This window comes from Nocardioides sp. YIM 152315 (genome assembly GCF_029210375.1).
Classification (GTDB): Bacteria; Actinomycetota; Actinomycetes; order Propionibacteriales; family Nocardioidaceae; genus Nocardioides.
In genome coordinates this window covers 81,360-107,002 of sequence record NZ_JARGER010000018.1, presented here as the reverse complement: position 1 = coordinate 107,002, position 25,643 = coordinate 81,360, and the positions used below count along the sequence as shown (strand labels likewise).

At 71.4% G+C, this 25,643-nt stretch carries 22 protein-coding genes and 1 tRNA gene; 4 read left to right on the top strand and 19 right to left on the bottom strand.

Translation table 11 applies throughout. The features are described from left to right. Window positions 1-25: 25 nt before the first annotated feature. The 5 genes from PZ894_RS06065 to PZ894_RS06045 all read right to left on the bottom strand — a co-directional run bounded on the left by PZ894_RS06065 (window position 26) and on the right by PZ894_RS06045 (window position 5,102). The gene (locus PZ894_RS06065; RefSeq protein ID WP_275743470.1) at window positions 26-820 is read right to left on the bottom strand and encodes an ABC transporter ATP-binding protein; all 795 of its coding nucleotides are present in this window, start codon (window positions 818-820) and stop codon (window positions 26-28) included. Next, window positions 817-1,803 carry an ABC transporter ATP-binding protein gene (locus PZ894_RS06060; protein WP_275743435.1) on the bottom strand — a complete coding sequence of 329 codons (987 nt, stop codon included), beginning with the start codon at window positions 1,801-1,803 and terminating at the stop codon, window positions 817-819. Before PZ894_RS06060 ends, PZ894_RS06065 begins: the two co-directional genes overlap by 4 nt. Window positions 1,804-1,807: 4 nt before the next feature. Then, on the bottom strand, window positions 1,808-2,983 hold the full coding sequence (locus tag PZ894_RS06055; RefSeq protein WP_275743433.1) for a branched-chain amino acid ABC transporter permease: 1,176 nt from the start codon (window positions 2,981-2,983) through the stop codon (window positions 1,808-1,810). A 17-nt stretch (window positions 2,984-3,000) separates the two neighbouring features. Next, complete coding sequence (locus PZ894_RS06050) at window positions 3,001-4,320, bottom strand: hypothetical protein (protein ID WP_275743431.1); 1,320 nt, start codon at window positions 4,318-4,320, stop codon at window positions 3,001-3,003. A 164-nt stretch (window positions 4,321-4,484) separates the two neighbouring features. Continuing rightward, window positions 4,485-5,102 (bottom strand): response regulator, encoded by a 618-nt coding sequence (locus PZ894_RS06045; protein ID WP_275743429.1) that lies wholly within the window; start codon window positions 5,100-5,102, stop codon window positions 4,485-4,487. Window positions 5,103-5,228: 126 nt separating this feature from the next. Between PZ894_RS06045 and PZ894_RS06040 the strand changes: the two genes are divergently transcribed. Continuing rightward, window positions 5,229-5,301, top strand: a tRNA-Leu gene (locus PZ894_RS06040). Between the two features lie 25 nt (window positions 5,302-5,326). Here PZ894_RS06040 and pyk read toward each other — a convergent pair. From pyk to trpC, 8 genes are all read right to left on the bottom strand, one after another. Next, window positions 5,327-6,790, bottom strand: a complete 1,464-nt coding sequence (gene pyk / locus PZ894_RS06035; protein ID WP_275743427.1) for a pyruvate kinase — start codon at window positions 6,788-6,790, stop codon at window positions 5,327-5,329. Window positions 6,791-6,894: 104 nt separating this feature from the next. Further along, window positions 6,895-8,361 (bottom strand): glutamate synthase subunit beta, encoded by a 1,467-nt coding sequence (locus PZ894_RS06030; protein WP_275743425.1) that lies wholly within the window; start codon window positions 8,359-8,361, stop codon window positions 6,895-6,897. A 99-nt stretch (window positions 8,362-8,460) separates the two neighbouring features. Continuing rightward, window positions 8,461-13,020 (bottom strand): glutamate synthase large subunit, encoded by a 4,560-nt coding sequence (gltB, locus tag PZ894_RS06025; protein ID WP_275743423.1) that lies wholly within the window; start codon window positions 13,018-13,020, stop codon window positions 8,461-8,463. A 190-nt stretch (window positions 13,021-13,210) separates the two neighbouring features. Continuing rightward, entirely contained in the window at window positions 13,211-14,179 is a 969-nt protein-coding gene (gene lgt, locus PZ894_RS06020; RefSeq protein WP_275743421.1) for a prolipoprotein diacylglyceryl transferase, read from the bottom strand. A gap of 6 nt (window positions 14,180-14,185) precedes the next feature. Continuing rightward, the gene (locus tag PZ894_RS06015) at window positions 14,186-14,782 is read right to left on the bottom strand and encodes an SCO family protein (RefSeq protein ID WP_275743419.1); all 597 of its coding nucleotides are present in this window, start codon (window positions 14,780-14,782) and stop codon (window positions 14,186-14,188) included. Then, window positions 14,772-15,599 carry a tryptophan synthase subunit alpha gene (gene trpA, locus PZ894_RS06010; protein WP_275743417.1) on the bottom strand — a complete coding sequence of 276 codons (828 nt, stop codon included), beginning with the start codon at window positions 15,597-15,599 and terminating at the stop codon, window positions 14,772-14,774. The genes PZ894_RS06015 and trpA overlap by 11 nt, the downstream gene beginning before the upstream one ends. An 8-nt stretch (window positions 15,600-15,607) precedes the next feature. Continuing rightward, complete coding sequence (gene trpB, locus PZ894_RS06005; protein WP_275743414.1) at window positions 15,608-16,834, bottom strand: tryptophan synthase subunit beta; 1,227 nt, start codon at window positions 16,832-16,834, stop codon at window positions 15,608-15,610. Then, window positions 16,831-17,613 (bottom strand): indole-3-glycerol phosphate synthase TrpC, encoded by a 783-nt coding sequence (gene trpC / locus PZ894_RS06000; RefSeq protein WP_275743412.1) that lies wholly within the window; start codon window positions 17,611-17,613, stop codon window positions 16,831-16,833. The genes trpB and trpC overlap by 4 nt, the downstream gene beginning before the upstream one ends. 141 nt (window positions 17,614-17,754) lie before the next feature. On the opposite strand from trpC, the gene PZ894_RS05995 reads away from it, so the two are divergent. Beyond that, on the top strand, window positions 17,755-18,102 hold the full coding sequence (locus tag PZ894_RS05995) for a DUF4190 domain-containing protein (RefSeq protein WP_275743410.1): 348 nt from the start codon (window positions 17,755-17,757) through the stop codon (window positions 18,100-18,102). A gap of 6 nt (window positions 18,103-18,108) precedes the next feature. Here PZ894_RS05995 and PZ894_RS05990 read toward each other — a convergent pair whose 3' ends face one another. From PZ894_RS05990 to PZ894_RS05965, 6 genes are all read right to left on the bottom strand, one after another. Beyond that, window positions 18,109-18,558, bottom strand: coding sequence for a DUF2752 domain-containing protein (locus PZ894_RS05990; protein WP_275743408.1), 450 nt, complete (start codon window positions 18,556-18,558; stop codon window positions 18,109-18,111). 23 nt (window positions 18,559-18,581) lie between these two features. Further along, on the bottom strand, window positions 18,582-18,782 hold the full coding sequence (locus PZ894_RS05985; RefSeq protein WP_275743406.1) for an HGxxPAAW family protein: 201 nt from the start codon (window positions 18,780-18,782) through the stop codon (window positions 18,582-18,584). Between the two features lie 77 nt (window positions 18,783-18,859). Then, window positions 18,860-19,450: a Trp biosynthesis-associated membrane protein gene (locus PZ894_RS05980; RefSeq protein WP_275743404.1), complete on the bottom strand. Its 591-nt coding sequence runs from the start codon at window positions 19,448-19,450 to the stop codon at window positions 18,860-18,862. After that, window positions 19,443-19,799, bottom strand: a complete 357-nt coding sequence (hisI, locus tag PZ894_RS05975; RefSeq protein WP_275743402.1) for a phosphoribosyl-AMP cyclohydrolase — start codon at window positions 19,797-19,799, stop codon at window positions 19,443-19,445. The genes PZ894_RS05980 and hisI overlap by 8 nt, the downstream gene beginning before the upstream one ends. Window positions 19,800-19,931: 132 nt before the next feature. Continuing rightward, window positions 19,932-21,716 carry an ABC transporter ATP-binding protein gene (locus PZ894_RS05970; RefSeq protein ID WP_275743400.1) on the bottom strand — a complete coding sequence of 595 codons (1,785 nt, stop codon included), beginning with the start codon at window positions 21,714-21,716 and terminating at the stop codon, window positions 19,932-19,934. Window positions 21,717-21,783: 67 nt separating this feature from the next. Continuing rightward, window positions 21,784-23,577: an ABC transporter ATP-binding protein gene (locus PZ894_RS05965; RefSeq protein ID WP_345799138.1), complete on the bottom strand. Its 1,794-nt coding sequence runs from the start codon at window positions 23,575-23,577 to the stop codon at window positions 21,784-21,786. A gap of 102 nt (window positions 23,578-23,679) precedes the next feature. On the opposite strand from PZ894_RS05965, the gene PZ894_RS05960 reads away from it, so the two are divergent. Then, the gene (locus tag PZ894_RS05960) at window positions 23,680-24,315 is read left to right on the top strand and encodes a TIGR03085 family metal-binding protein (protein WP_275743398.1); all 636 of its coding nucleotides are present in this window, start codon (window positions 23,680-23,682) and stop codon (window positions 24,313-24,315) included. Between the two features lie 139 nt (window positions 24,316-24,454). Beyond that, window positions 24,455-25,501, top strand: a complete 1,047-nt coding sequence (locus tag PZ894_RS05955; protein WP_275743396.1) for a hypothetical protein — start codon at window positions 24,455-24,457, stop codon at window positions 25,499-25,501. Window positions 25,502-25,643 lie beyond the last annotated feature (142 nt).

Genomic DNA, 25,643 nt, shown 5'->3' with positions numbered 1-25,643 from the left:
CGCCGTGCAGTTTCGGGCGGGTCGACTACTCGGGGTGGCCGCCGTCGCGCTGCTCGTCGACGTCCTTGGCGAGGGTGCCGAGGTAGAGCTCGATGACCTTGGGGTCGTTGGCGAGCTCGCGGCCGGTGCCGGTGTAGGCGTCCCGGCCCTGGTCGAGCACGTAGCCGCGGTCGCAGATCTGCAGGCAGCGGCGGGCGTTCTGCTCGACCATCACCACGCAGACGCCGGTCTTGTTGATGCGGCGGGTGCGCAGGAACGTCTCGTCCTGGCGCACCGGCGAGAGGCCCGCGGAGGGCTCGTCGAGCAGCAGCACCGACGGCTCCATCATCAGCGCCCGGGCCATCGCCAGCGACTGGCGCTCACCACCGGAGAGCGCGCCCGCGCTCTGGTTGCGCCGGTCGTGCAGCACCGGGAAGAGGTCCCACATGGCGTCCAGGCGCTCGCGCACCTTCTTGGGGCGCAGGAAGAGCCCCATCCGCAGGTTCTCCTCGATGCTCAGCGAGGGGAAGACGTTGTTGGTCTGCGGCACGAAGCCCACGCCCATCTCCACCAGCTGGTTGGTGCGCAGGTTGGTGATGTCGCGGTCGCCGAGCATCACGGAGCCGGAGTGGACCTTGACGAGACCGAACATTGCCTTGAGCAGGGTCGACTTGCCGGCGCCGTTCGGGCCGATGATGCCGATCATCTCGCCCGGGTAGGCGACCAGGCTGCAGCCGTTGAGGATGTTCACACCCGGGAGGTAGCCGGCGACGATGTCGCGGGCCTCCACCACCGGGGTCCGGGTCTCGGTGGCGGTGCCACCCGTCTGGTGCTCGGTCATCGCAGTCCCTCCGCCTCTTCCTCGGCCTCGCGCTCGGCATCCTCGACCGCGACCTCCTCGGCCAGCTCGTCCATCGTCTGGTCGGAGAGAAGGGCGTCGTCGCCGAGGTCGGTGTCGTGGTGGGCGCCGAGGTAGGCGTCGATCACGGCCGGGTCCGACATCACCGAGTCGGCCGGGCCCTCGGCGACCAACCTGCCCTCCGCCATCACCGCCACCCAGTCCGAGATGTGGCGTACGACGTGCATGTCGTGCTCGACGAAGAGCACGGTCATGCCTTCGTCGCGCAGGCTCTGGATGTGGCCGAGCAGCGACTGGGTGAGCGCGGGGTTCACGCCCGCCATCGGCTCGTCGAGCATGATCATCTTCGGGTCGCTCATCAGCGCCCGCGCCATCTCGAGGAGCTTGCGCTGGCCACCCGAGAGGCTGCCGGCGTAGTCGTGCTTCTTCTCGTAGAGCTTGAACCGCTGGAGCAGCTCGTCGGCCTTCGCCTCGATCTCCTGCTCCTGCTTGCGCCAGGTGCCGCGGAAGATCGACTTGACGAGGTTCTCGCCCGCCTGGTTCTGGGCGCCGAGCATCATGTTCTCGATCACCGTCATGGCGCTGAGCGCCTTCGTGAGCTGGAAGGTCCGGACCATGCCGGCCCGCGCGACGCTCGAGGCCGAGGTCTTGTCGAGCTTCTGGCCGTCGAACGCCCAGTGGGCACCCGCGCCGGCCGAGGTCGGCCGGTCGAAGCCGGTGATCAGGTTGAAGAACGTCGTCTTGCCGGCGCCGTTGGGACCGATCAGCGCCGTGATCAGGCCGCGCTGCACCTCGAGGTGCTGGACGTCGACGGCCGTCATGCCGCCGAACTGACGGACGATGGCGTCGACCTCCAGGATCGGGTCCGGCTTGCTCGCGCCCGGTGCGGCCTCGAAGCCCGCGACCAGCGCCCGGCGGGCCTCCGGGTCCGCGAGGCCGCCCGGCGCCACGGTCGGGGATGACATCTGGTCAGACATTGAAACGCAGCTCCCTCTTGTTGCCCAGGATGCCCTGTGGTCTGAAGATCACGATCAGCATCAACGCCACACCGACGACGATGTAGGAGAACTGCTCGGTCTGCTGGCCGTTCATGATGCTGTCCGGCACGTACGCCGCGGAGGTGTACTTGATGCCGATGCGGGCCGCGAAGAAGATGATCGCGCCGAGCACCGGCCCGAAGATCGTCGCGGCGCCACCGAGCAGCAGCGCGGTGTAGCAGAAGAACGTCAGCGAGCGTCCCATCGAGTCCGGTTGCACGCTCGCCGGCAGCACGTAGACCATGCCGCCCAGCGCGCCGAACAGGCCGCCGATGATCAGCGCCTGCATCTTGATCGCGAAGACGTTCTTGCCGAGCGACCGGATCGCGTCCTCGTCCTCGCGGATGCCGCGGAGCAGGCGGCCCCACGGGCTGCGGACCAGCAGGTAGACCAGCAGGGTGCACACGAGCACCAGGCCCCACGCGATGAAGCGGACCCACCAGCCGTTGACACCGGTGCGCTGGTTGGGCACCGGGAAGAGGAAGAACAGCAGGAACAGGCCGACGACGATCAGGCCCAGCATCAGCGCCGCCTGCCCGATGCCCGCGAAGGCATGGCCCTTGCGGAGGCGCTGGACGACGAGCACGATCACCGCGACGACGAGCACCCAGCCGATGATCCGCAACCACGCCGCCCCGTCGGCGACGTCGGTGTAGTTGAACGGCAGCAGCGTGAACTGCCCGCCGCCGAAGAAGGACAGGTTCGTGAACGGGTCGCGGAACTGGCTGCCCGGGATGCCCTGGGCGGAGCCGGTGAAGTCGGTCAGCAGCGCCGACCTGCCGACGTACCTGATGATCTCCGCCGCCGAGATCGTGACGATCGCGAGATAGTCACCTCGCAGCTTCAGGGTCGGAGCGCCCAGCACGAGCGCGAACACGAACGCCGCGCCGAAGCCGAACAGCAGGCCGACCACCATCGGCAGGCCGTGCCAGATCGAGATGGCGAAACCGTAGGCGCCGAGCAGCATGAAGGCCGACTGGCCGATGTTGATCAGGCCGGTGAAGCCGAAGTGGATGTTCAGGCCGATCACCGCGATGGCGACGGCGGCCGTCTGCGGCGAGAGCGCCTCGCGCATCATGCCGTTGAGGATGAACTGGATGTCGTCCATGGTCGTCAGTCCCTCCCTTACCCGACCCGCTGCGGCTTGCCGAGCAGGCCTTGCGGCCGCACGAGCAGGAGCAGGATCAGGATCAACATCGCGGTCGCGTACTTGAAGTCACCGGGCATGCCCAGCACCGGCGAGAGCTCGACGACCAGGCCGATGATCAGCGAGCCGAGGAGCGCGCCGAACGCCGTACCGAGGCCACCGAGCGTGACCGCTGCGAAGAGCAGCAGCAGGATCTGCATGCCGGAGTCCCACTTGATGCCGTTGGTGACCAGCGCGTAGAGGAGGCCGGAGAGGCCGGCGAGCCCCATCGCGACCGTCCACACGAGGCGGATCACCCGGTCGGTGTCGATGCCCGACGCGGCCGCCAGGGCCGGGTTGTCGGACACGGCGCGGGTGGCGCGGCCGACGCGGGTGCGCAGCAGCGCGTAGCCGACGAGCGCGAGGACGACCACCGAGATGGCCATCGCCACGATCGACTGGTTCGTGATCGTGACCGGCCCGAACGTGCTGACCTCCGGGTTGGCCTGCTCGACGCGGACCGTCCGCGCGCCCACGGCGTACTGGAAGACGTACTGGAGCGCCAGCGAGAGGCCGATCGTCACGATCATCATCTGGATCAGGCCCAGACCGCGACGGCGCAACGGCTGCCAGAGCACGCGGTCCTGGAACCAGCCGGTGAACGCACAGACGATCACCACCAGCACCCCGCCCACCACCAGGCTCAGGCCCTGTTGGTTGACGAAGAAGTAGCCGAGCAGCCCGCCCAGGGTCACCTGCTCGGCGTGCGCGAAGTTCGACAGGCCGGTGGTGCCGTAGATCAGGGAGAGTCCGACCGACGCGAGCGCGAGCAGCAGGCCGAGCCGGATCCCGTTCACCGTGCTCTGCACGAGCTCGTCGAACTTGCTGGTCTCGGCGCTGTAGGACTCGGTGCGGACCTCGAAGAGCGCGGGCCTGGTGGCACCGAACGTCGCCTTGACGGTGACCTCGTCCTCGGTGACGACCACGTCGTCCGGCAGCGAGTCGGTGTCGATCTTGACGACGTAGGGCCCCTCCTGGTCGAGCTGGAGGTTCCACTTGCCGGTCTCGCCGGTCGTGACCTCCTGCTCGGTGCCGGCCTCGTCCGTGACCGTCAGCGTGACGTCGGCCAGCGGCCCGTCCTCGGTGCGGATGGTGCCCGCGATGCAGGCCGCCTCCGGTCCTGGTAGGCACAGGGTGTCCACGGCATGTGCCGCCCCCGTGGGGATCAGCGCGAGCAAGGGCGCGAGCAGCAGCGCGAGGATCAGTCCCGCTGCCCCCCGGACCATCGCCCGCTCACGGACGATGTGTCGAGACTTCAACTCGGTCCTCCCATCCAGAACCCGGCCGGGTTCGCACGGCAGTCTAGGGGTCAACGATGTGGTGCGCGCCACTTCCCCTCGCGCGTCGTCCGCAGCACGCCAGGGCGTTACCGAAGCGTGATCCGGCCGCGGTGCGCCGCGCCCGCCTCGGACGGTCCGGGGACTCAGCCGGCGATCCCGGGGCCGTGGGTGATGACGCCCTCGGCCACCTGTCGCATCGACAGGCGCAGGTCCATCGCGGTCTTCTGGATCCAGCGGAACGCCTCCGGCTCGGTCAGGCTCAGCTGCTCCTGGAGCACGTTCTTGGCCCGGTCGACGGCCTTGCGGGTCTCGAGCCGCTCGGTGAGGTCGGCGACCTCCGCCTCGAGCATCGACAGCTCGGTGAACCGGCTGACGGCCATCTCTATCGCCGGCACCAGGTCGGACTGGCCGAACGGCTTGACCAGATAGGCCATCGCCCCCGCGTCACGGGCGCGCTCGACCAGGTCACGCTGCGAGAACGCCGTCAGGATCACGACCGGCGCGATCCGCTCGCCCGCGATCCGCTCGGCGGCCGCGATGCCGTCGAGCACGGGCATCTTGACGTCGAGGATCACCAGGTCGGGGCGCAGCTCCTCGGCCAGCTCGACCGCCGCGGCACCGTCGCCGGCCTGGCCGACGACGTCGTACCCCTCCTCGGAGAGCATCTCCGCGAGGTCCATGCGGATGAGGACCTCGTCCTCGGCGATCACGACCCGGCGAGCGGCGCTCCCCGGCGTCGGCGGGTCGGTCGGCTGATTCACGGGCAGAAGGGTAACCGGCCGCACCGATACCGCGTCACGCCGGTTGCGCGGTGCTCGACGCCGGACCCTCGTTGCTCGTCAAGAGCGAGGAACAGAGTGGTGTCGGCTAGGGTTCTGGCGCTGCTGGCCCCGGTAGCCCAACGGCAGAGGCGATGGTCTCAAACACCATTCAGTGTGGGTTCGAATCCCACCCGGGGCACTCGCGACACCACCACAGTGTCGAGTCAGCGCGAAGCGCGCTTGTACGCCGGGGCGACCTCGTTGATGGCGTCGCCCATGCGGTGGATCCGCAGCGCGTTGGTGGAGCCGGGGATGCCGGGCGGGCTGCCGGCGATGATCACGACGAGGTCTCCCTCGACGACCCGCCCGATCTGGAGCAGCTGGTCGTCGACCTGGCGCACCATCTCGTCGGTGTGCTCGACGGCGTGGGTCTTGAACGTCTCGACGCCCCAGCTGAGCGACAGCTGGGAGCGGACGGGGGCCTCGGGGGTGAAGGCGAGGATCGGTACCGGTCCGCGGAGCCGGGAGAGTCGTCGGGCGGAGTCACCGCTCTGGGTGAAGGCGACGAGGTACTTCGCGCCGACCCGCTCGGCCACCTCCTGCGCGGCCTTGGCGATCACGCCGCCGCGGGTGTGGGGGTCCCAGTCGATCTCCGCCATCCGCGAGTCCTCCTCGCGGGCGTGCTGGCCGGTCGCGGTGATGATCCGCGCCATCGTCTCGACAGTGTGCACGGGGTACTCCCCCACGCTGGTCTCCCCGGAGAGCATCACCGCGTCCGCGCCGTCCAGCACCGCGTTGGCGACGTCGGAGGCCTCGGCGCGGGTCGGCGCGGGGTTGGTGATCATCGACTCGAGCATCTGGGTGGCGACGATGACGGGCTTCGCGTTCAGGCGCGCCTTCTCGATGATCCGCTTCTGCAGGAACGGCACGTCCTCCAGGGGGCACTCCACGCCGAGGTCGCCGCGCGCGACCATGAAGCCGTCGAACGCCGCGATCACCTGGTCGAGGTTGTCGATCGCCTGGGGCTTCTCGATCTTCGCGATGACGGGGACGTGGATGCCCTCCTCGTCCATGATCTTGCGGACGTCGTCGGCGTCCTTGGCGTCGCGCACGAAGCTGAGCGCGATGAAGTCGACGGTGAGGTGCAGCGCGAAGCGCAGGTCCTCGATGTCCTTCTCCGAGAGCGCCGGCACCGAGACCGCCACGCCGGGCAGGTTGATGCCCTTGTTGTTGGACACCTTCCCGCCCACCAGCACCTCGGTGTGGACGTCGGTGCCGTCGACGACCTCGGTGACCCGCAGCCGGATCTTGCCGTCGTCGATGAGGATCGGGTCGCCGACGTTGACGTCGCCGGGCAGGCCCTTGTACGTCGTGCCGCACGCCCGGTCGTCGCCGGGGACGTCCCGGGTGGTGATGACCCACTCCTGCCCCCGCTGCAGCACGACCGGGCCGTCGGCGAAGGTCTCGAGGCGGATCTTCGGCCCCTGGAGGTCGGCGAAGATGCCCACGCCGTGGCCGCTCGCGTCCGAGGCCTCGCGGACCAGGCGGTACGCCTCGGCGTGGTCGTCGTGCGACCCGTGGCTCATGTTGAGCCGGGCGACGTCCATGCCGGCGTACACGAGCTCCCGGATCCGTCGGGGTGAGGACGTTGCAGGCCCCAGGGTGCAGACGATCTTGGCTCTACGCACGTACCTCACCCTACCGCGACTTTGATCGTTCAAAGACCTAACTCCCGTCGCGGGCCCGAAATGACGCCGACCCGCCCGAAAGTTTCGGGCGGGTCAGCGTCGGGTCAGACGACCAGCGGGCGCTCGGTGGGCTTGATCGGGGCCGGGAGGGTGGTCGAGCCGGTGAGGTGTCGGTCGACCGCGGCCGCCGCGGCCCGTCCCTCGGCGATCGCCCAGACGATGAGCGACTGGCCGCGACCCGCGTCGCCGGCGACGAAGACGCCCGGCACCGACGACTGGTACGACGCGTCGCGCTTGACGTTGCCGCGCTCGTCGAGGTCCACGCCGAGCTGCTCCACCAGCCCGGGTCGCTCGGGGCCGACGAAGCCCATCGCGAAGAGCACCAGCCCGGCCGGGATCTCGCGCTCGGTGCCCTCGATCTCGGTCAGCCTCCCGTCCTCGAAGACCACGTCGACCAGGCGCAGCGCACGCACGTTGCCGTCCTCGTCGCCGAGGAACTCCTTGGTCGACACGGCGTAGACCCGGTCTCCGGCCTCCTCGTGCGCCGAGGAGATCCGGAAGATCATCGGGTACGTCGGCCACGGCTGGCCCGCGGGCCGGGCCTCGGGCGGCTCCGGCATGATCTCGAGCTGCGTGATCGACGCCGCGCCCTGGCGGGTCGACGTGCCGAGGCAGTCCGCGCCGGTGTCGCCGCCGCCGATGATCACGACGTGCTTGCCCTCGGCTGTGATCTGGTCGTCGACCGTCTCCCCGAGCGACACCCGGTTGGCCTGGGGCAGGAACTCCATCGCCTGGTGGATGCCGCCGAGCTCGCGCCCCGGGACGGTCAGGTCGCGGGGCTCGGTGGCGCCGACGGCGAGTACGACGGCGTCGTACCGCTCACGCAGCGCGTCGGCCCCGAGCGCCGAGCCGACGTCGACGCCGGCCCGGAAGACGGTGCCCTCGCGGCGCATCTGCTCCAGGCGCCGGTCGAGGTGCTTCTTCTCCATCTTGAACTCGGGGATGCCGTAGCGCATCAGCCCGCCGATCCTGTCGGCGCGCTCGTAGACCGCGACCGTGTGGCCGGCCCGGGTGAGCTGCTGCGCCGCGGCCAGGCCGGCCGGCCCGGACCCGACCACCGCGACCGTGCGGCCCGAGAGCCACTCCGGCGGCTGAGGCCGCACGAAGCCGGACTCCCATGCCTTGTCGGCGATCGCGACCTCGACGTTCTTGATCGTGACCGGGTCCTGGTTGATGCCCAGCACGCAGGCGGTCTCGCAGGGCGCCGGGCACAGGCGCCCGGTGAACTCCGGGAAGTTGTTGGTCGCGTGCAGGCGCTCGATCGCGCCCTCCCAGTCGTCACGCCAGACCAGGTCGTTCCACTCGGGGATGATGTTGCCGAGCGGGCAGCCCTGGTGGCAGAACGGGATGCCGCAGTCCATGCAGCGGCCCGCCTGCTCGGTGATGATCGGCAGCAGCGCGCGGCCGGCCGAGCCCGGGTAGACCTCGTTCCAGTCCTGCACCCGCTCGTCGACCGGACGTCGCTGCGCGACCTCACGGCCGCTCTTCAAGAAGCCACGGGGGTCAGCCATCAGACAGAGCCCTCCATCATCGTCGAAGCGTTCGTCGGCGCCTGGACGCCGGTATCGGTCGTGGCCACGTGCTCGCGGTGAGGTGGGAAGCCGAGCGACTCATCCATGGAGCGCCTCCATCATCGCGTGGGCGGTCTCGTTCTCGTCGAGGCCGTCGGCCTCGGCCTTGGCCTTGGCCTCCAGGGACTTGCGGTAGTCGGTGGGCATGATCTCGGTGAACCGCGTCAGTGAGGTCTCCCAGTCGGCGAGCAGGCCCTCGGCGACCGTCGACCCGGTCTCCTCGAGGTGCCGGCGCACCATCTGCTCGAGCTCGACGGCCGCGTCGCCGGCGACCGGGCCGAGCTCGACCAGCTCGGCGTTGACCCGCTGCGGCTCGAGGTCGAGGACCCAGGCCACGCCGCCGGACATGCCGGCCGCGAAGTTGCGGCCGGTCCGGCCCAGCACGGCCACCCGGCCGCCGGTCATGTACTCGCAGCCGTGGTCGCCCACGCCCTCGGTGACCGCGCGGACGCCGGAGTTGCGCACGCAGAACCGCTCGCCGACGCCGCCGCGGATGAAGATCTCGCCCGAGGTCGCGCCGTAGGCGATCACGTTGCCGGCGATGATCTGCTCGTCGGCGTCGAACGTCGCGGCGCGATCGGGGCGTACGACGATCCGGCCGCCCGACAGGCCCTTGCCGACGTAGTCGTTGGCGTCACCCTCGAGCCGCAGGGTCATGCCCCGCGGCACGAACGCGCCGAACGACTGACCTGCCGAGCCCGTGAAGGTGAGGTCGATCGTGCCGTCGGGCAGCCCGTCCCCGCCGTACTTCTTCGTGACCTCGTGGCCGAGGATCGTGCCGACGGTGCGGTTGACGTTGCGGATCCTCACCTGCGCGCGCACCGGTTCGCCCCGCTCGAGCGCGGCCTGCGCCAGCGGGACCAGCTCGGTGCGGTCCAGCGACCTGTCGAGGGCGTGGTCCTGCGACCGGGTGCAGTGCAGGTCCTGCTCGGGGAACGCCGAGCGGTCGGGCTGGTGGAGCACCGGGCTCAGGTCCAGGCCGGCGGCCTTCCAGTGGTCGACCGCGCGCTCGACGTCGAGGCTGCCGACCTGGCCGATCGCCTCGTCGAGCGAGCGGAAGCCCAGCTCGGCGAGCAGTTCGCGAACCTCCTCGGCGATGAACTCGAAGAAGTTGACGACGAACTCCGGCTTGCCGGTGTAGCGCTCGCGCAGCACCGGGTTCTGCGTCGCGACTCCCACGGGGCAGGTGTCGAGGTGGCAGACCCGCATCATGATGCAGCCGGAGACCACCAGCGGCGCCGACGCGAAGCCGTACTCCTCCGCGCCGAGCAGCGCCGCGATCACGACGTCGCGACCGGTCTTCAGCTGTCCGTCGGTCTGCACGACGATCCGGTCGCGCAGGCCGTTGAGCAGCAGGGTCTGCTGGGTCTCGGCGAGGCCGAGCTCCCACGGCCCTCCCGCGTGCTTGAGCGAGGTCAGCGGCGCCGCGCCGGTGCCGCCGTCGTGGCCGGAGATCAGCACGACGTCGGCGTGCGCCTTGGACACGCCGGCCGCGACCGTGCCGACGCCGACCTCGGAGACCAGCTTCACGTGGACGCGGGCCTGCGGGTTGGCGTTCTTGAGGTCGTGGATCAGCTGGGCCAGGTCCTCGATCGAGTAGATGTCGTGGTGCGGCGGCGGCGAGATCAGGCCCACCCCCGGCGTGGAGTGCCGGGTCTTCGCGACCCACGGGTAGACCTTGTTGCCGGGCAGCTGGCCGCCCTCGCCGGGCTTGGCGCCCTGGGCCATCTTGATCTGGATGTCGTCGGCGTTCGTGAGGTACTCCGAGGTGACGCCGAACCGGCCCGACGCGACCTGCTTGATCGCGCTGCGCCGCTCGGGGTCGTACAGGCGCTCGGGGTCCTCGCCGCCCTCACCGGTGTTGGACTTCGCGCCCAGCCGGTTCATCGCGATCGCGAGGGTCTCGTGCGCCTCCATGCTGATCGAGCCGTAGGACATCGCACCGGTCGAGAAGCGCTTCACGATCTCGGAGACCGGCTCGACCTCCTCGATCGGGATCGGGCCGCGGCCGGACTCCTCGCCGTCCTTGAACCGGAAGAGCCCGCGCATCGTCATCAGCCGCTCGGACTGCTGGTCGACGCGGGAGGTGTACTGCTTGAAGATGTCGTAGCGGCCGGTGCGGGTGGAGTGCTGCAGCCGGAAGACCGTCTCCGGGTCGAAGAGGTGCGGCTCTCCCTCGCGGCGCCACTGGTACTCGCCGCCGACCTCGAGCTCGCGGTGCGCCGGGGAGATGCCACCGCGTGGGTACGCCGTGGCGTGGCGGCGCGCGACCTCCTCGGCGATCGTGTCGAGCTCGACGCCGCCTAGCTTGGAGACCGTGCCGGTGAAGTACCGGTCGACGACCGCCTGCGAGAGCCCGACCGCCTCGAAGATCTGGGCGCCGGTGTAGGACGCGACCGTCGAGACGCCCATCTTCGACATCACCTTCAGCACGCCCTTGCCGAGCGCCTTGACGAGGTTCTTGACGGCCTGCTCGGGCTCGTTGCCGACGTAGTAGCCCTCGCGGGCGAGGTCCTCGACGGACTCCATCGCGAGGTAGGGGTTGACCGCGGCCGCGCCGTACCCGACGAGCAGGGCGACGTGGTGGACCTCGCGGACGTCGCCGGCCTCGACGAGCAGCCCGACCTGGGTGCGGGTCTTCTCGCGCACCAGGTGGTGGTGGACGGCGCCGGTGAGCAGCAGCGACGGGATCGGTGCGTGCTCGGCCGTCGAGTGCCGGTCGGAGAGCACGATGATGCGGGCGCCGTCGGCGATCGCCGCGGACACCTCCTGGCAGATCTCGTCGATCCGCCGCGCCATCGCCGCGCCGCCGCCCTCGACGGGGTAGAGCCCCCGCGCCACGTGGGTGATGAAGCCCGGCATGTCGCCGTCGCGGTTGATGTGGCGGATCTTGGCCAGGTCGTCGTTGGAGATGACCGGGAACGGCAGCACGACCATGCGGCACGACGCCGGCGCCGGCTCGAGCAGGTTGGCCTCCGGGCCGATGGTGCCGGCCAGCGAGGTCACGAGCTCCTCGCGGATCGCGTCGAGCGGGGGGTTGGTGACCTGGGCGAAGAGCTGGCTGAAGTAGTCGAAGAGCAGCCGCGGCTTGTCGCTCAGCGCGGCGACGGGGGTGTCGGTGCCCATCGAGCCGATCGGCTCGGCGCCGGTGTTGGCCATCGGCGTGAGCAGGACCCGCAGCTCCTCCTCGGTGTAGCCGAACACCTGCTGGCGCCGGGTGACCGAGGCGTGGGTGTGCACGATGTGCTCGCGCTCGGGGATGTCGTCGAGGTGGATGAGGCCGGCGTGCAGCCACTCGTCGTACGGGTGCTCCGCCGCGAGCTCGGCCTTGATCTCCTCGTCCTCGATGATCCGGTGCTCGTCGGTGTCGACGAGGAACATCCGCCCCGGCTGGAGACGGCCCTTGCGGACCACCTTCTCCGGCGCGATGTCGAGCACGCCGACCTCGGACGCCAGCACGACGAGGCCGTCGTCGGTCACCCAGTAGCGCGACGGCCGCAGGCCGTTGCGGTCGAGGACCGCGCCGATCTGGGAGCCGTCGGTGAAGACGACGCAGGCCGGGCCGTCCCAGGGCTCCATCAGCGTGGAGTGGAACTCGTAGAACGCGCGACGCTTCTCGTCCATCTCGCCGTGGTTCTCCCACGCCTCCGGGATCATCATCAGCACGGAGTGGGGCAGCGAGCGGCCACCCATGTGCAGCAGCTCGAGCACCTCGTCGAACGACGCCGAGTCCGACGCGCCGGGGGTGGTGATCGGGAACAGCCGGTCGAGATCGCCCGGGATGACGTCGGAGGCCAGCAGCGCCTCACGAGCCCGCATCCAGTTGCGGTTGCCCATCACGGTGTTGATCTCGCCGTTGTGGGCGATGAACCGGAAGGGGTGCGCCAGCGGCCAGCTCGGGAACGTGTTGGTCGAGAACCGCGAGTGCACCACCGCGAGCGCCGACGTGACGCGCTCGTCGAGCAGGTCGGGGAAGAACTTGTCGAGCTGGTCGGTGGTGAGCATCCCCTTGTAGATCAGGGTGCGCGAGGAGAGCGACGGGAAGTAGACGTCCGTCTCGCGCTCGGCTCGCTTGCGCAGGCAGAAGGCCAGGCGCTCCAGCGCCATGCCGGTCACGCGCGAGCCCGCGCCCGCGACGAAGAGCTGCTGGAAGTCCGGCATCACGCCGAGCGCCATGCCGCCGAGCTCCGCGGGGTCGGTCGGCACCTCCCGCCAGCCGAGGACGGTCAGCCCCTCCTCGGTCGCGATCTCCTCGATGCGGCGGCGGGTCTTGGCGACCTGCTCGGCGTCACCGGGCAGGAACGCCGTGCCCACGGCGTACGAGTGCTGCGGGGGGAGCTCGAACCCCGACTCGGTGACCACCGCGCGCAGGAACGCGTCCGGGATCTGCAGCAGGATGCCGGCGCCGTCGCCGGTGTTCTGCTCGGCGCCGGCGGCGCCGCGGTGGTCGAGGTTGCGCAGGGCCTGGATGCCCTGCTTCACGATCTCGTGGGTGGCCTCCCCCGTGAGGGTCGCCACGAACGCGACGCCACACGCGTCCTTCTCGAAGCGCGGGTCGTAGAGCCCTTCGGGCGGCGGGAATGCGTGCGAGTACGGCACCGGGCATTCTCCCGTCGTCTCAGTGCCGCGCAGGACCTACAACGCTGTGGGGCCGGCGCCGGCGGATCGGCTGAAGCAGATTCGGTGGGCAGGGGACGACATTGGCCCTAGCGGAAGAGCCAGATTATCACCTGCGCGGGACTGGTCATTCCCGGAAGTCCGGCCACGGACACCTGCGGGTGAGCGTCGGTCAGTCCGTCCCGGACGGGCCGCCGCGGTCGGCGTCGGCCTCCGTCGAGCGTACGTCGCCGTCCGCCCGCCCGCGAGTCGTGACCTCGGTCTCCTGATCGACGCCGGGCGCGTCGGGGCCGCGTCCCTCGTCGTACACCCGCTCCTCGCGGCCGGGCTGGCGCCGCGTGCTCACGACGAACCACACCAGGGCGGCGACGAAGAGCGCGAGCGAGGTCCACACGTTGAACCGGAGGCCGCCGACGTCGTCGAGCTCGACGTTGTCGATGCGGAGCATCTCGATCCAGCCGCGGCCGACGGTGTAGATCATGATGTAGAGCGCCACGACCCGGCCGTGGCCGAGCCGGAAGCGGCGATCGGCCCAGAGCAGCAGGGCGAAGCCCGCGAGGCACCACAGGCTCTCGTAGAGGAACGTCGGGTGGAAGGTCGTGCCGGCCTCGTAGCCGGCGCGCAGCGCGACGTCGTCGCTGACCTCGAGGCCCCACGGCAGGTCGGTCGGCTTGCCGAAGAGCTCCTGGTTGAACCAGTTCCCCCAGCGGCCGAGGGCCTGCGCGACGAGCACGCCGGGTGCCATCGCGTCGAGGACCGGCAGCAGCTTGATGCCCTTGCGCCTCGCCGCGATGACCGCGCCGAGGGCGCCGAGGGCGATCGCGCCCCAGACGCCGAGCCCGCCGCGCCACACGTAGAGCGCCTCGATCGGGTGCTCGCCGGCGCCGAAGTAGAGATCCTGGTCGGTGAGCACGTGGTAGAGCCGGCCGCCGACGAGCCCGAACGGGACGGCCCAGATCGCGATGTCCTGGATGTCTCCGGGCTGGCCACCCCGGGCCACCCAGCGCTTCTCGCCGATCCAGATCGCGGCGACGATGCCGAGGATGATCGCGAGGGCGTAGCCGCGCAGCGGGAGCGGACCCAGGTGCCAGACACCCGACGACGGACTGGGGATCGAGAGCGCGACGGCGGGTGCGAGCATGGGGCCTCAGTTCAGGAGCGTGTGGATGTCGTTCGCGAAGTCGGCGGAGGACGTCGCCTCGCTCCAGTAGATCGTGCCGTCGTCGTCGCCGTCGACGCCCGTGATCGTCGTGCCGTGCGTGACGTCGTAGCCACCCGAGGGCAGCTTGTCGCCCTGGGTGACGCCGACGCCCATCGGCTTGGCGACGCCGACGATCGTGTCCAGCGCGCCGGTGAGCCCGATGAACGACGGGTCGAAGTGCTCGAGGTAGCGATCGAGCACGTCCGAGGTGTCGCGGGCGGGGTCGGTCGTCACGAACACCACGTCGACCCGGTCGCGGTCCTGCTCGTCGAGGCGGTTGACCGCGGTCGCGAGGTTGGACATCACGGTCTGGCAGATGTCCGGGCAGTGGGTATAGCCGAAGAACACCAGCGTCAACGGCTTGTCGGTGTCGTCCGTGAGCGAGTAGGGCTGGCCGTCGGTGTCGGTCAGCGCCGTCGCGGAGACCTCGAACGGCGGGTCGAGCTCGGTGCCGTGCAGCGCGCCGCCCTCGTCGCCGCCGCCGCAGGCGGCGAGCGGGACGAGCAGGGCGACGAGGGCGGCCGCGAGGCGGCTACTGCGCACGCCGTACCCCCCGGGCCAGGTCCTCGGTCAGTCGGCCCAGCGCCCGCAGTCCCTCGCCGGTGTCGCCGGGGTGGTCAAGCAGCGTGCGGACGAAGGCGGACCCGACGATCACCCCGTCGGCGCCGATCCCGTCCCGGGCCGCCACCTCGGCCGCCTGGTCGCCGTTGCTGACGCCGATGCCGACGCCGACGGGCAGGCCGGTGCCCTGTGTCGCGATGGCGGCCTTGGTGCGCGCGACGAGGGGGCCGGCGAGCTCGGAGGTCGTCGCGCGGGCACCGGTCACGCCCATGACGGCGGCGGCGTAGACGAAGCCGCGGGAGGCCGCCGTGGTCATCGAGATCCGCTCGTCGGTCGAGGACGGTGCGACGAGGTAGACCTTGTCGAGGCCGTGCTCGTCGGCGGCCTGGCTCCACGACGGGTCGGCGTCGGGGGTCAGGTCGGGCGTGATCAGGCCCGCTCCCCCGGCGTTGGCGAGGTCGGCGGCGAACCGCGAGACGCCGTACCGGTCGATCGGGTTCCAGTAGGTCATCACCAGGGTCGGCGTGCCGGTGGCGGCGACCGCCTCGACGGTGCGGAGCACGTCCTTGGTGCGGACGCCTCCGTCGAGCGCCTGCTGGGCCGCGGCCTGGATGGTCGGACCGTCCATCACCGGGTCGCTGTAGGGCAGGCCGATCTCGATCACGTCGCAGCCGGCGTCGACCATGGTGCGCAACGCCTCGATGCCGCCGGCGACGTCGGGGAACCCGGCGGGCAGGTAGCCCATCAGGGCGGCGCGGCCCTCGGCCCTGGCCGCGGCGAAGGCGGTGGCCGCGCTCACGCCGCCGGTCACTCGACGTCTCCCGTCTCGGCGTCGGCCTGCCCGAGGCCGAAGTACTCCAGCGCCGTGCCCATGTCCTTGTCGCCGCGGCCGGAGAGGTTGACCAGGATGGTCTGGCCCTGGCGCTCCTCGGCAAGGCGCAGCGCACCGGCGAGCGCGTGGGCGGACTCGATCGCCGGGATGATGCCCTCGGTGCGGGCGAGCAGCGCCATCGCGTCCATGGCCTCGGCGTCGGTCACCGGGAGGTACGTCGCGCGGCCCGCGTCGGCGAGGTGGGCGTGCTGCGGGCCGACACCCGGGTAGTCCAGTCCGGCGGAGATCGAGTGCGACTCGATCGTCTGGCCGTCCTCGTCCTGGAGCACGAACGTGCGCGCGCCGTGCAGGACTCCGCGGTCGCCGGCGTGGATCGTGGCCGCGTGTCGGCCGGTCTCGACGCCGTCGCCGCCGGCCTCGAATCCGAAGATCTCGACGTCCGCGTCGTCGAGGAACGCCGTGAACAGCCCGATCGCGTTGGATCCGCCGCCGACGCACGCGGCGACCGCGTCGGGCAGGGCGCCGTACTGCTCGAGGCACTGGGCGCGCGCCTCGTCGCCGATCCCGCGGCAGAACTCACGGACCATGCTCGGGAACGGGTGCGGCCCGGCGGCGGTGCCGAAGAGGTACGCCGTGTGGTCGACGGTCGCGACCCAGTCGCGCAGTGCCTCGTTGATGGCGTCCTTGAGCGTCGCACTGCCGGAGTCCACCGCGACCACCTTGGCGCCGAGGAGGTTCATCCGGGCGACGTTGAGCGCCTGGCGCTTGGTGTCGACGGAGCCCATGTAGACCGTGCAGTCGAGGCCGAAGTACGCCGCCGCGGTGGCGCTCGCGACGCCGTGCTGGCCGGCGCCGGTCTCCGCGATGACGCGCGTCTTGCCCATCCGCCTGGTGAGCAGCGCCTGGCCGAGCACGTTGCGGATCTTGTGGGCCCCGGTGTGGTTGAGGTCCTCGCGCTTGAGCAGGATCCGCGCCCCGACCCGGTCGCTCAGGCGCTCGGCCAGGTAGAGCGGGCTGGGCACGCCGGCGTACTCGCGCAGGATCTGCTCGAACTCCGCGACGAACGACGGGTCCGCCATCGCGTCCAGCCACGCCGCGGTCAGCTCGTCCAGCGCGGCGACCAGGGCCTCCGGCATGTACCGGCCGCCGAACCCCGTCGTCGGCGGGCCGAACCACCCCCGCTCGTCGGCGTCAAAGGTCACGGCGTCACTCCTGTCATCGCGGCGACCGCCGACTGCGGGTCGCCGTCCCTCACCAGCGCCTCGCCGACGAGCAAGACCCGGGCACCCTCGCCCACGAAGCGCTTCACGTCGGTCGGGCCGAAGATGCCGCTCTCGGCCACCTTGACCCGGTCGTCGGGCACCAGCGGCGCCAGCCGGCCGAACGTGTCGGCGTCGATCTCGAGCGTCTTGAGGTTGCGCGCGTTGACGCCGACCAGCTCGGCGCCGAGCGCGACGGCGCGCTCGGTCTCGGCCTCGTCGTGCACCTCGACCAGCACCGTCAGCCCGAGCTCGCGCGCCTCGTCGTGGAGACGACGCAGCGCGTCGTCGCTCAGCGCGGCCACGATCAGCAGCGCCAGGTCGGCCCCCGCGGCGCGCGCCTCGACGAGCTGGTAGGTGGTCACGATGAAGTCCTTGCGCAGGATCGGGACGTCGACGGCGGCCCGCACGGCGCGCAGGTCGTCGAGGCTGCCGCCGAACCGGCGCTGCTCGGTGAGCACGCTGATCGCGGCCGCGCCGCCGGCGGCGTACTGCTGCGCGAGGTCGGCCGGGTCGGGGATGTCGGCGAGCTCGCCCTTGCTGGGGCTGCGCCGCTTCACCTCCGCGATCACGCTCGAGCCGGCGCCCCGGAAGTGCGGCATCGGGTCGCGGGGCGCGTCGACGTCGGCCAGCGCGGCGCGCAGGTCGGCGAGGCTGATCCGCGACTCGCGCTCGGCGAGGTCGGCGCGCACGCCGGCGACGATGTCGTCGAGCACGGACATGCTGGTCTCTCCCACCGGACGGCCACGGACTGCGGGTCTTGCGGGCCCAGTGTTTCACGCTGCATGAAGGACCCGGGCGTGGGTAGTGTCCGCTGAACACGGACCCGGCAGACGCGACGGGCCGACGAGAGAGGAATCGCCGTGAGCTACTCCGACCCGCCTCCCCCGCCGCCGCAGTACGGCGCGCCCCCGCCGCAGTACGGCGGGACGCCGCCGAAGCGCTCCGGCATGGCCGTGGCGTCCCTCGTGCTCGGCATCATCGGCGTCATCCCGTGCTTCTGGGGTTGCTTCATCTTCTCGATCCTCGGAGTCGTCTTCGGCCAGCTCGGCAAGAAGGACATCCGGGAGTCCGCGGGTGCCAAGACCGGCGAGGGCCTGGCCAAGTGGGGCTTCATCCTCGGTGTCGTCGGCATCGCCCTCGGCGTCGTCTGGTGGATCCTCACGGGCACCGGCGTGATCGACCTCGACTACAGCGGCGAGATCAACTGACGAGGGCTACGGCGCGAGCCAGTCGCCGACGGCGAGGTTGCGCAGCACGGTGAAGGCCACGAGCAGCGCGAGGCCGGCGTACGCCGCGGGTGCGACCGCCCTCGCCGGCAGCACCACCGGCGTGCCGCGCCAGCGGGAGACGACCCACCAGCCCAGGCCGGCGACGACGAACGGCACCACCACGAGGAACGCGAGGTTGCTCGAGGCCGCCGCGCCGACCTGACCGTGGGTGAGGTCGTTGACCGCGCGCAGGCCGCCACAGCCGGGGCAGTAGACGCCGAGAGCGGCGCTCGGGCAGTAGCCCCACGACCCGGGCTCGTGGGGGTCGCGCAGGTGCAGCGCGAGCGTGGCGAGCCCGAGGCCGCCCAGCATCACGGCGGGCCCGCGGACCCTCCGCCACCGGCCCGCGGCGTACGCCGCCCCCGCGGGCGACGAGGCCGGCGCGGTGGCGGTCATGGGCTCAGCACCTCATGGGGCCGTCAGTGACCCGACTCGTGGTAGCCCAGCTTCGCCATGACGGCGAAGACCACCAGCGAGGCGACGGCGAGGGCGGCGCCGACCCAGAAGATCGTCCAGTTGATCGGGTCGAACAGCATGCCGGCGGCGCCGACCACGAACCCGAGCATGGCGACGGTGACGAACGTCCAGGCCGCAGGGGTGTTGCCGTGGTTTGCAGACATGCAGGGCTCCTCGAACGGGGCGGACAGCGGTGCGGGCACAGTCTATTCAGGTGCCGTCCGGTGCGGTCGCCGGGTGGTCAGGCGGTGGGGTCGCGCCCGTCGTCCATGGCCTTCCAGAGGTCGAGGCTGCTCTGCTCCTCGGGAGGCGCCGTCGGGGCGGGTTCGGCGGCACCAGGGGCGTCGTACCGGCGGCCCATCTCCGGCCACGCCGGCGCCCACAGGACCGCGAGCACGCCGGCGGCCGTCGCGAGCACCGCGCCGGCGACCGCCGCCCAGTACCACGCGGTGTGGGACAGCTCCGGGTCGGCGATCCCGACGAGCGCGAGCTCGTCGCGGAGCTGGTCGGAGACCTGCGCGTACGCCGCGATCGCGGCCGCCAGCGCGCCGAGGCCGGCCAGGGTTCCGAGGGCGGCGACCGCACGGCGTACCCGGCCCCGGGTCACCAGCAGCACCCCCCAGCACGCGAGCACGACCAGGCCGAGCGCGGTCACCAGCGGCAGCTGCGCGTCGAAGGACACCAGTCGGCTGCTGATCGCCCGCGCGGCCTCGCCGTCGCCCTCGACGGCGGGCTTCGAGCCGGCGACGGCCGTGAGGCCTCCCGCCGCCAGCCCGAGCAGCACCACCGGGCCGAAGGTCCGGCGCCGCCCGGCGGTCTCGCGGTCAGTCATCGGCGACCTCGTGGAGCACCGCCGCGTCGAAGCAGGTGCGGTCTCCGGTGTGGCAGGCCGCGCCGACCTGGTCGACCTTGACCAGCAGGGTGTCGCCGTCGCAGTCGAGACGGATCTCCTTGACCCACTGGACGTGGCCGGAGGTGTCGCCCTTCACCCAGTACTCCTGGCGCGAGCGGCTCCAGTAGGTCGCGCGCCCGGTCTCGATGGTCCGGGCCAGCGACTCGTCGTCCATCCAGCCGAGCATCAGCACCTCGCCCGTGTCGTGCTGCTGCGCCACCGCGGGCACGAGGCCCTCCGCGGTGCGCTTGAGCCGGTCGGCGATGGCGGGGTCGAGCTGGTAGGTCACTCCTCGATTATCCCCTCACCTGAGCTCGAGACGGGTCGTGGTTTCGAGACAGGCGCTGGCGCGTCTTCCTCAACCACCGCCACGGTAGTTGAGGAGGTTGCCCTGGCAACCGTCTCGACACCACCGCCACGCTCACGAGCCATGTTGCGCGACCCAGCTGGCGTGGAGCCCGGCGTAGACCGAGCCCTCCTCGGCGACGAGGGCGGCGTGGGGGCCGCGCTGGACGATCCGGCCCCGGTCGACGACGACCACCTCGTCGGCGGCCTCGGCCGTCGAGAGCCGGTGCGCGATCGTGACGCTGGTGCGGTCCTGCATCAGCCGCTCGAGCGCGCGGCCGATCCGCATCTCCAGGGCCGGGTCGACCGCGCTGGTCGCCTCGTCGAGGACCAGCAGGTCGGGGTCGGCGAGCTGGGCGCGCAGCAGCGCCACGAGCTGCCGCTCCCCCGCGGAGAGCGACTCGCCGCGCTGCCCGACGCGGGTCTCGAGCCCCGCGGGCAGGCCGCCCAGCCAGTCGCCGAGGCCGAGCCGCTCCGCCGCCGCGACGATCTCCTCGTCGGTGGCGTCGAGCCGGCCGTAGCGGACGTTGCTGGCGAGCGTGTCGTCGAAGAGGAAGCCCTCCTGAGGCACCAGGACGACGCTGCGGCGCAGCGAGGACTGGGCGATCTCGCGGACGTCGATGCCGTCGAGCACGACGGCACCCTCGCCGGCGTCCATCAGCCGGGTCAGCAGCTTGGCGATCGTGGACTTGCCCGAGCCGGTCTCGCCGACGACCGCGACCCGCGTGCCGCCCGGGATGTCGAGGTCGATGTCGCGCAGCACCGGTGGGCCGCCCGGATAGGCGAACGTCACGTCGCGGAAGGACACGTCGATCGGCCCGCGCGGCAGGACCCGCCCCGCCTCGCCCGGGTCGACGAGGTCGGCCGGCGTCTCGAGGATGCCGATCACCCGGCGCCAGCTGACCAGGGCGTTCTGGGCGTCGGTGAGGATCTGGGTGCCCATCTGCACGGGTCCGACGAAGAGCGTCACGAGGAACGCGAACGCCAGCACCTTGCCGGCCGTGATGTCGTCGGCGAGGCCGAGCTGGATGCCCACGATGAGCACCCCGGCGTTGGCCAGCCCGGCGGAGATGCCACCCAGCGAGAACGACACGACCGTGAACTTCTGCGCGCGCGTGCTCGCGACCTTGAAGGCGTCGATGGCGTCGTCGATCCGCGCCTGGGTGCGGTCCTCGATCGCGTAGGACTTCACGACGCCCGCGCCGACGACCGGCTCGGAGATCGCCGAGAGCATGACGGCGACCTGGCGCCGGACCACGCCGTACGCCTGCGAGAGCTTGCGCTGGAAGTAGCGGATCGAGAGGAAGAGCGGGGCGAAGCAGACCCACACGACGATCGCCAGCTGCCAGCTGTAGACCAGCATCACGATCGTCGCGATGACCACCTGGCAGAAGCTGACGATCAGCAGCAGGCCGCCGAAGACCAGGAACTGGCTGACCTGGTCGACGTCGCTGGTGACCCGCGAGACGAGGGCCCCGCGGCGCTCGGTGTTCTGGGTCAGGAGCGGCAGGTCGTGCACGTGCCGGAACGCCTTGACCCGCAGCGTGGCCAGGCCGCGCTCGGAGACGGTGAAGAGGCGCGCGGTCATCAGGTAGGACGCCCACCCGGTCACCACGATCGCCGCCGCGGCACCGACCCCCATCGCCACCGTGAAGGAGACGTCGGGTCCGTCGGGGCCGTTGAGCCCGTGGTCGAGGGTCTGCTGGACCGCGATCGGCACCACCACCTGGCCGATCGCGGCGACGAAGGCCAGCACGATCGTCCAGCCGAGGCCGTCCTTGAGCTCCGGCGACGCGTGCACGCCGCGGCGGACGGTGTCGAACGCCCCGATCTGCTCGCCGGTGTCGAACGTGGTGCTCATTCGGGGTCCCCGGGGAATCGTGGGCTGGAGGAGCGAAGCGGGGGAAGCCCGCGATTTCCTGGGGTGCTCATGCTCGGTCCTCCACCAGCTCGTTGCCATGCTCGTAGGCGTTGACCAGCCGCGCGTACGCGGGGCTGCGGTCGAGGAGCTCGGCGTGCGTGCCGCGGTCTGCGATCCGCCCGTCGACGAGATGGACGACCTCGTCGGCCAGCCCGATCGTCGCCTTGCGGTAGGCGACCACCACCAGGCTGGCGCCCCGCTCGTCGGAGCGCAGAGCCGCGAGGATCCGCGCCTCGACCTCGGGGTCGACGGCGGACGTGGCGTCGTCGAGGATCAGCAGGCGCGGACGACGCGCCAGCGCGCGGGCCAGGGAGATCCGCTGCCGCTGCCCGCCCGAGAGCGAGGTGCCGCGCTCACCGAGCCTGGAGTCGAGGCCGTCGGGGAGCGCCGCGACGAACCCGTCGGCCTGTGCTGCCCGCAGGGCCGCCCAGACGTCGTCGTCGGAGACGTCGGCGCCCAGCGTGACGTTGTCGCGGACGGTGTCGTCGAAGAGGAACGCGGTCTGCGGCACGACCGCCACGCCCCGGGCGAGCTCGCCCTTCGCGAGGTAGCGCAGGTCGGTGCCGTCGAGCAGCAGGCGCCCGTCGTCGGGGTCGACGAGCCGGGCCATCAGCGTCGTCAGGGTGGTCTTGCCCGACGCCGTCGCGCCGACGAGCGCGACCGTCCGCCCGGGCTCAACGGTGAACGACACGTCCTCGAGGAGCGGCTGTGCGGCGGCGTAGCGGAAGCCCAGGCCGACGACCTCGAGCCGCGCGCCCTCGCGCGCGGACCGGTCGACGGCGCGGTCGCCGTACGGCATCTCGCCGGTCGCGCGCAGCACCGTGCGCACCCGGTGGTAGCCGACCACGCTGCGCGGGAACTCGCCGAGCAGCCAGCCGATCGACCGGATCGGAAACGAGACGACCGTGAGCAGGTAGGACACCGTGACGACGTCGCCCGGGTCGGTGGCGCCCGAGATCACGCGCTGGACGCCGACCGCCAGCACCACCAGGACCCCGAGGTTCGGCAGGGCGGCGAGCGTCGGGTCGAAGGCCGCGCGGATCCGGCCGGCCCGGATGTTGACGTCGCGCAGCTCGTGGGCCTTCGCGGCGAACCGCGAGGTCTCCTCGCCCTCGCGGCCGAGCGTCTTGACGACCATCGCCCCGTCGAAGGACTCGTGGGCGACCTCGCTCAGCTCCGCGCGCAGCTGCTGGGCCTTGGTCATCAGCGGTGACGCGAGGCGCTGGTAGGCCAGGTTGGCGACGACGACCGCCGGGAAGACCATCAGGCCGACCAGGGCCATCACGACGTCGGCGGCGAACATCTGGACGACCGCGATCACCATCATCGCCAACGTGCCGACCGCCATCGGCAACGGCGCGATCGGTCCCCACGCGGCCTCGACGTCGGAGTTGGCGTTGGACAGCAGCTCGCCGGTCGGGTGCCGCTGGTGCCACGACATCGGGAGCGCGAGGTACTGCCGGGTCACCGCCCGCCGCGTGTGCGCCTGCATGCGGTACTGCATCAGGCCGGCGCCCAGGCGGCGCGCGACGATGCCGACCGCGCGCAGCAGCGCCACGCCGAGGAACAGCGCGAACACCGCGACGAGGAGGTCGGTGCCGATCTCGCCCTCGTCGAACGCCGGCAGCACGACGTGGTCCGTCGACCAGCCGAGCACCCACGCGTCGGCGACGGTCAGGGCGCCGAAGAGCAGGCTGCCGATCGTCGACAGCGTGAAGATCCACGGCTCGCGGCGGACCGCCACCGAGAGGACGCGGAACCCCTCCATCGTGGTCCCGCGCCTGCTGCGTCCGTCGCTCACTACCTGCTCGTCCCTGTCCGGTGCGTCTGCTCGCGGGCAACCCCGCCGTCCGCACAGGCTATTCCCGGTCGCCGACATCGGCCGTCCCATAGTGTCGAGGCCATGACCGACTCGCTCGCGCGCCGCGAGCGCGCCGCCCTCTGTGACCTCGCGCTCGAGGTCGGTCCCGACGCGCCCACGCTGTGCGCCGGCTGGGCCGCCGAGGACCTGGTCGTCCATCTCCTCGTGCGCGAGCGCAGGCCGCTCGCGGCGGCCGGCATCGTGCTGTCCCCGCTCGCGGGTCTCACCGAGCGCGCGTCGCGGTCGCTCGGGAGACGGCCGTACGCCGACCTCGTGGCGCGGCTGCGCTCGCCCGGCGGCCTGTTCGTCGTACCCGCCGTCGACGACGCCGCCAACACCCTCGAGTACCTCGTGCACCACGAGGACCTGCGTCGCGGCCGCCCCGACTGGCAGCCCCGGGCGCTGCCCGCCGCCGACGCCGACGCGCTGTGGGGCCGGCTCGCCCGCTCGGCGTCCTTCCTCGGCCGCAGGCTCCCCGTGCCGACCGTGCTCCGACGCGCCGACACCGAGACCGGCGCCACGATCGTCGCGCGCAAGGGCGACGACCCGGTGACGATCTCCGGCGACGTCGTCGAGGTGATCCTCTTCCTCTTCGGCCGCTCGGCCGTCGTCGGGATCGACCTCGACGGACCGGAGGAGTCGGTGGCGGCGCTGCGGGCGGCCGACCTCGGGGCCTGAGGCGCCGCTCCGGGATAGTCCGTCACGTTCTGGTTGCCGACACGCCGGTCGGGGCAACCAGAACGTGACGGAGTATCCCCCGTTTCGGGCCTGTGGACGACGGACGCGGCGACGACCCGATCCGGCGGACGATGCTCGGGTGTTCGTACCGCCCGAGTTCCACCCGAGCCGGCAGGGGATCGTCTCCCCGGTCCGGGTGGACCGGCGCGGCTTGGAGGGGCCGACCCAGGCCCAGGCTCGAGGGCGGGAGTGGCGCCGGAGCTCACGCGGGTTCTACCTTCCGAGCTGGGCGGACGCCGATCGGGTCGAGCAGCGGATCGTCGAGGCCGCGGTCATCCTGCCCGGGTACGGCGGGGTGACGGGGTGGGCGATGCTGGGGTGGGCCGGGGACCGATGGTTCGAAGGACGGCACGGCTCGGGCGTGCTGCGCGACGTCACTCTCGCCATTGCGGGCCTCAACGTCCGGGAGCGGCCGGGCGTCTCCGTGAGCAAGGAGCGGCTCGAGCCGGCCGACCTGACCGAGATCGACGGGTTGCGGGTCACCACAGCCGTCCGGTCCGTCTGCTTCGAGATGAGGTACGCGCCCTCGCTGCTCGCCGCCGTCACCGTCCTCGACATGGCGGCGTACGCCGACCTGGTGTCGGTCGAGGAGCTGACGGCGTACGCGCTGGCCCACCCAGGATGGACCGGCATCCCTCGGTGTCGCGACGCGATCCCGTACGCCGAGGAGAACGCGTGGTCGCCGACCGAGGTCGAGATGCGCTGGATCTGGACCGTCGAGGCCGGATTCTCGCGACCGCTGTGCAACCGCCCCGTCTTCGACCGTGCGGGGCGGCACCTCGGCACCCCGGACCTCATCGACCCGGTGGCCGGGGTCGTCGGCGAGTACGAAGGGTCGTTGCACCTCGCCGGGAAGCGGCGGGCGCGCGACCTGGAGCGTGAGTCGGACTTCCGTTCAGTCGGCTTGGAGTACGTCACGATGGTCACCCAGGACCGCCGTGACCACAGTTCCTTCATCGAGCGGCTCAACGACACCTACAGCCGTGCCCGGTTCGAGGCCGAGGCGGTTCGTCGCTGGACCCTGGAGCCGCCCGCCAGGTGGATCCCCACGTTCACGGTCGACCAGCGCCGAGAGCTCGATGAGGTCCAGCGGGCCCGCCTGCTCCGCTATCGGCGAGCCGGTTGAGGCTGGGGGCAGCCGCGCCTTCGCGATAGTCCGTCACGTTCTGGTTGTCGACACCCCGGTCGGGGCAACCAGACGTGACGGACTATCGCACCTTGCCACCGCCACGGACCCCATCGGGCTGGGATGCGCGGACCATGGAGCT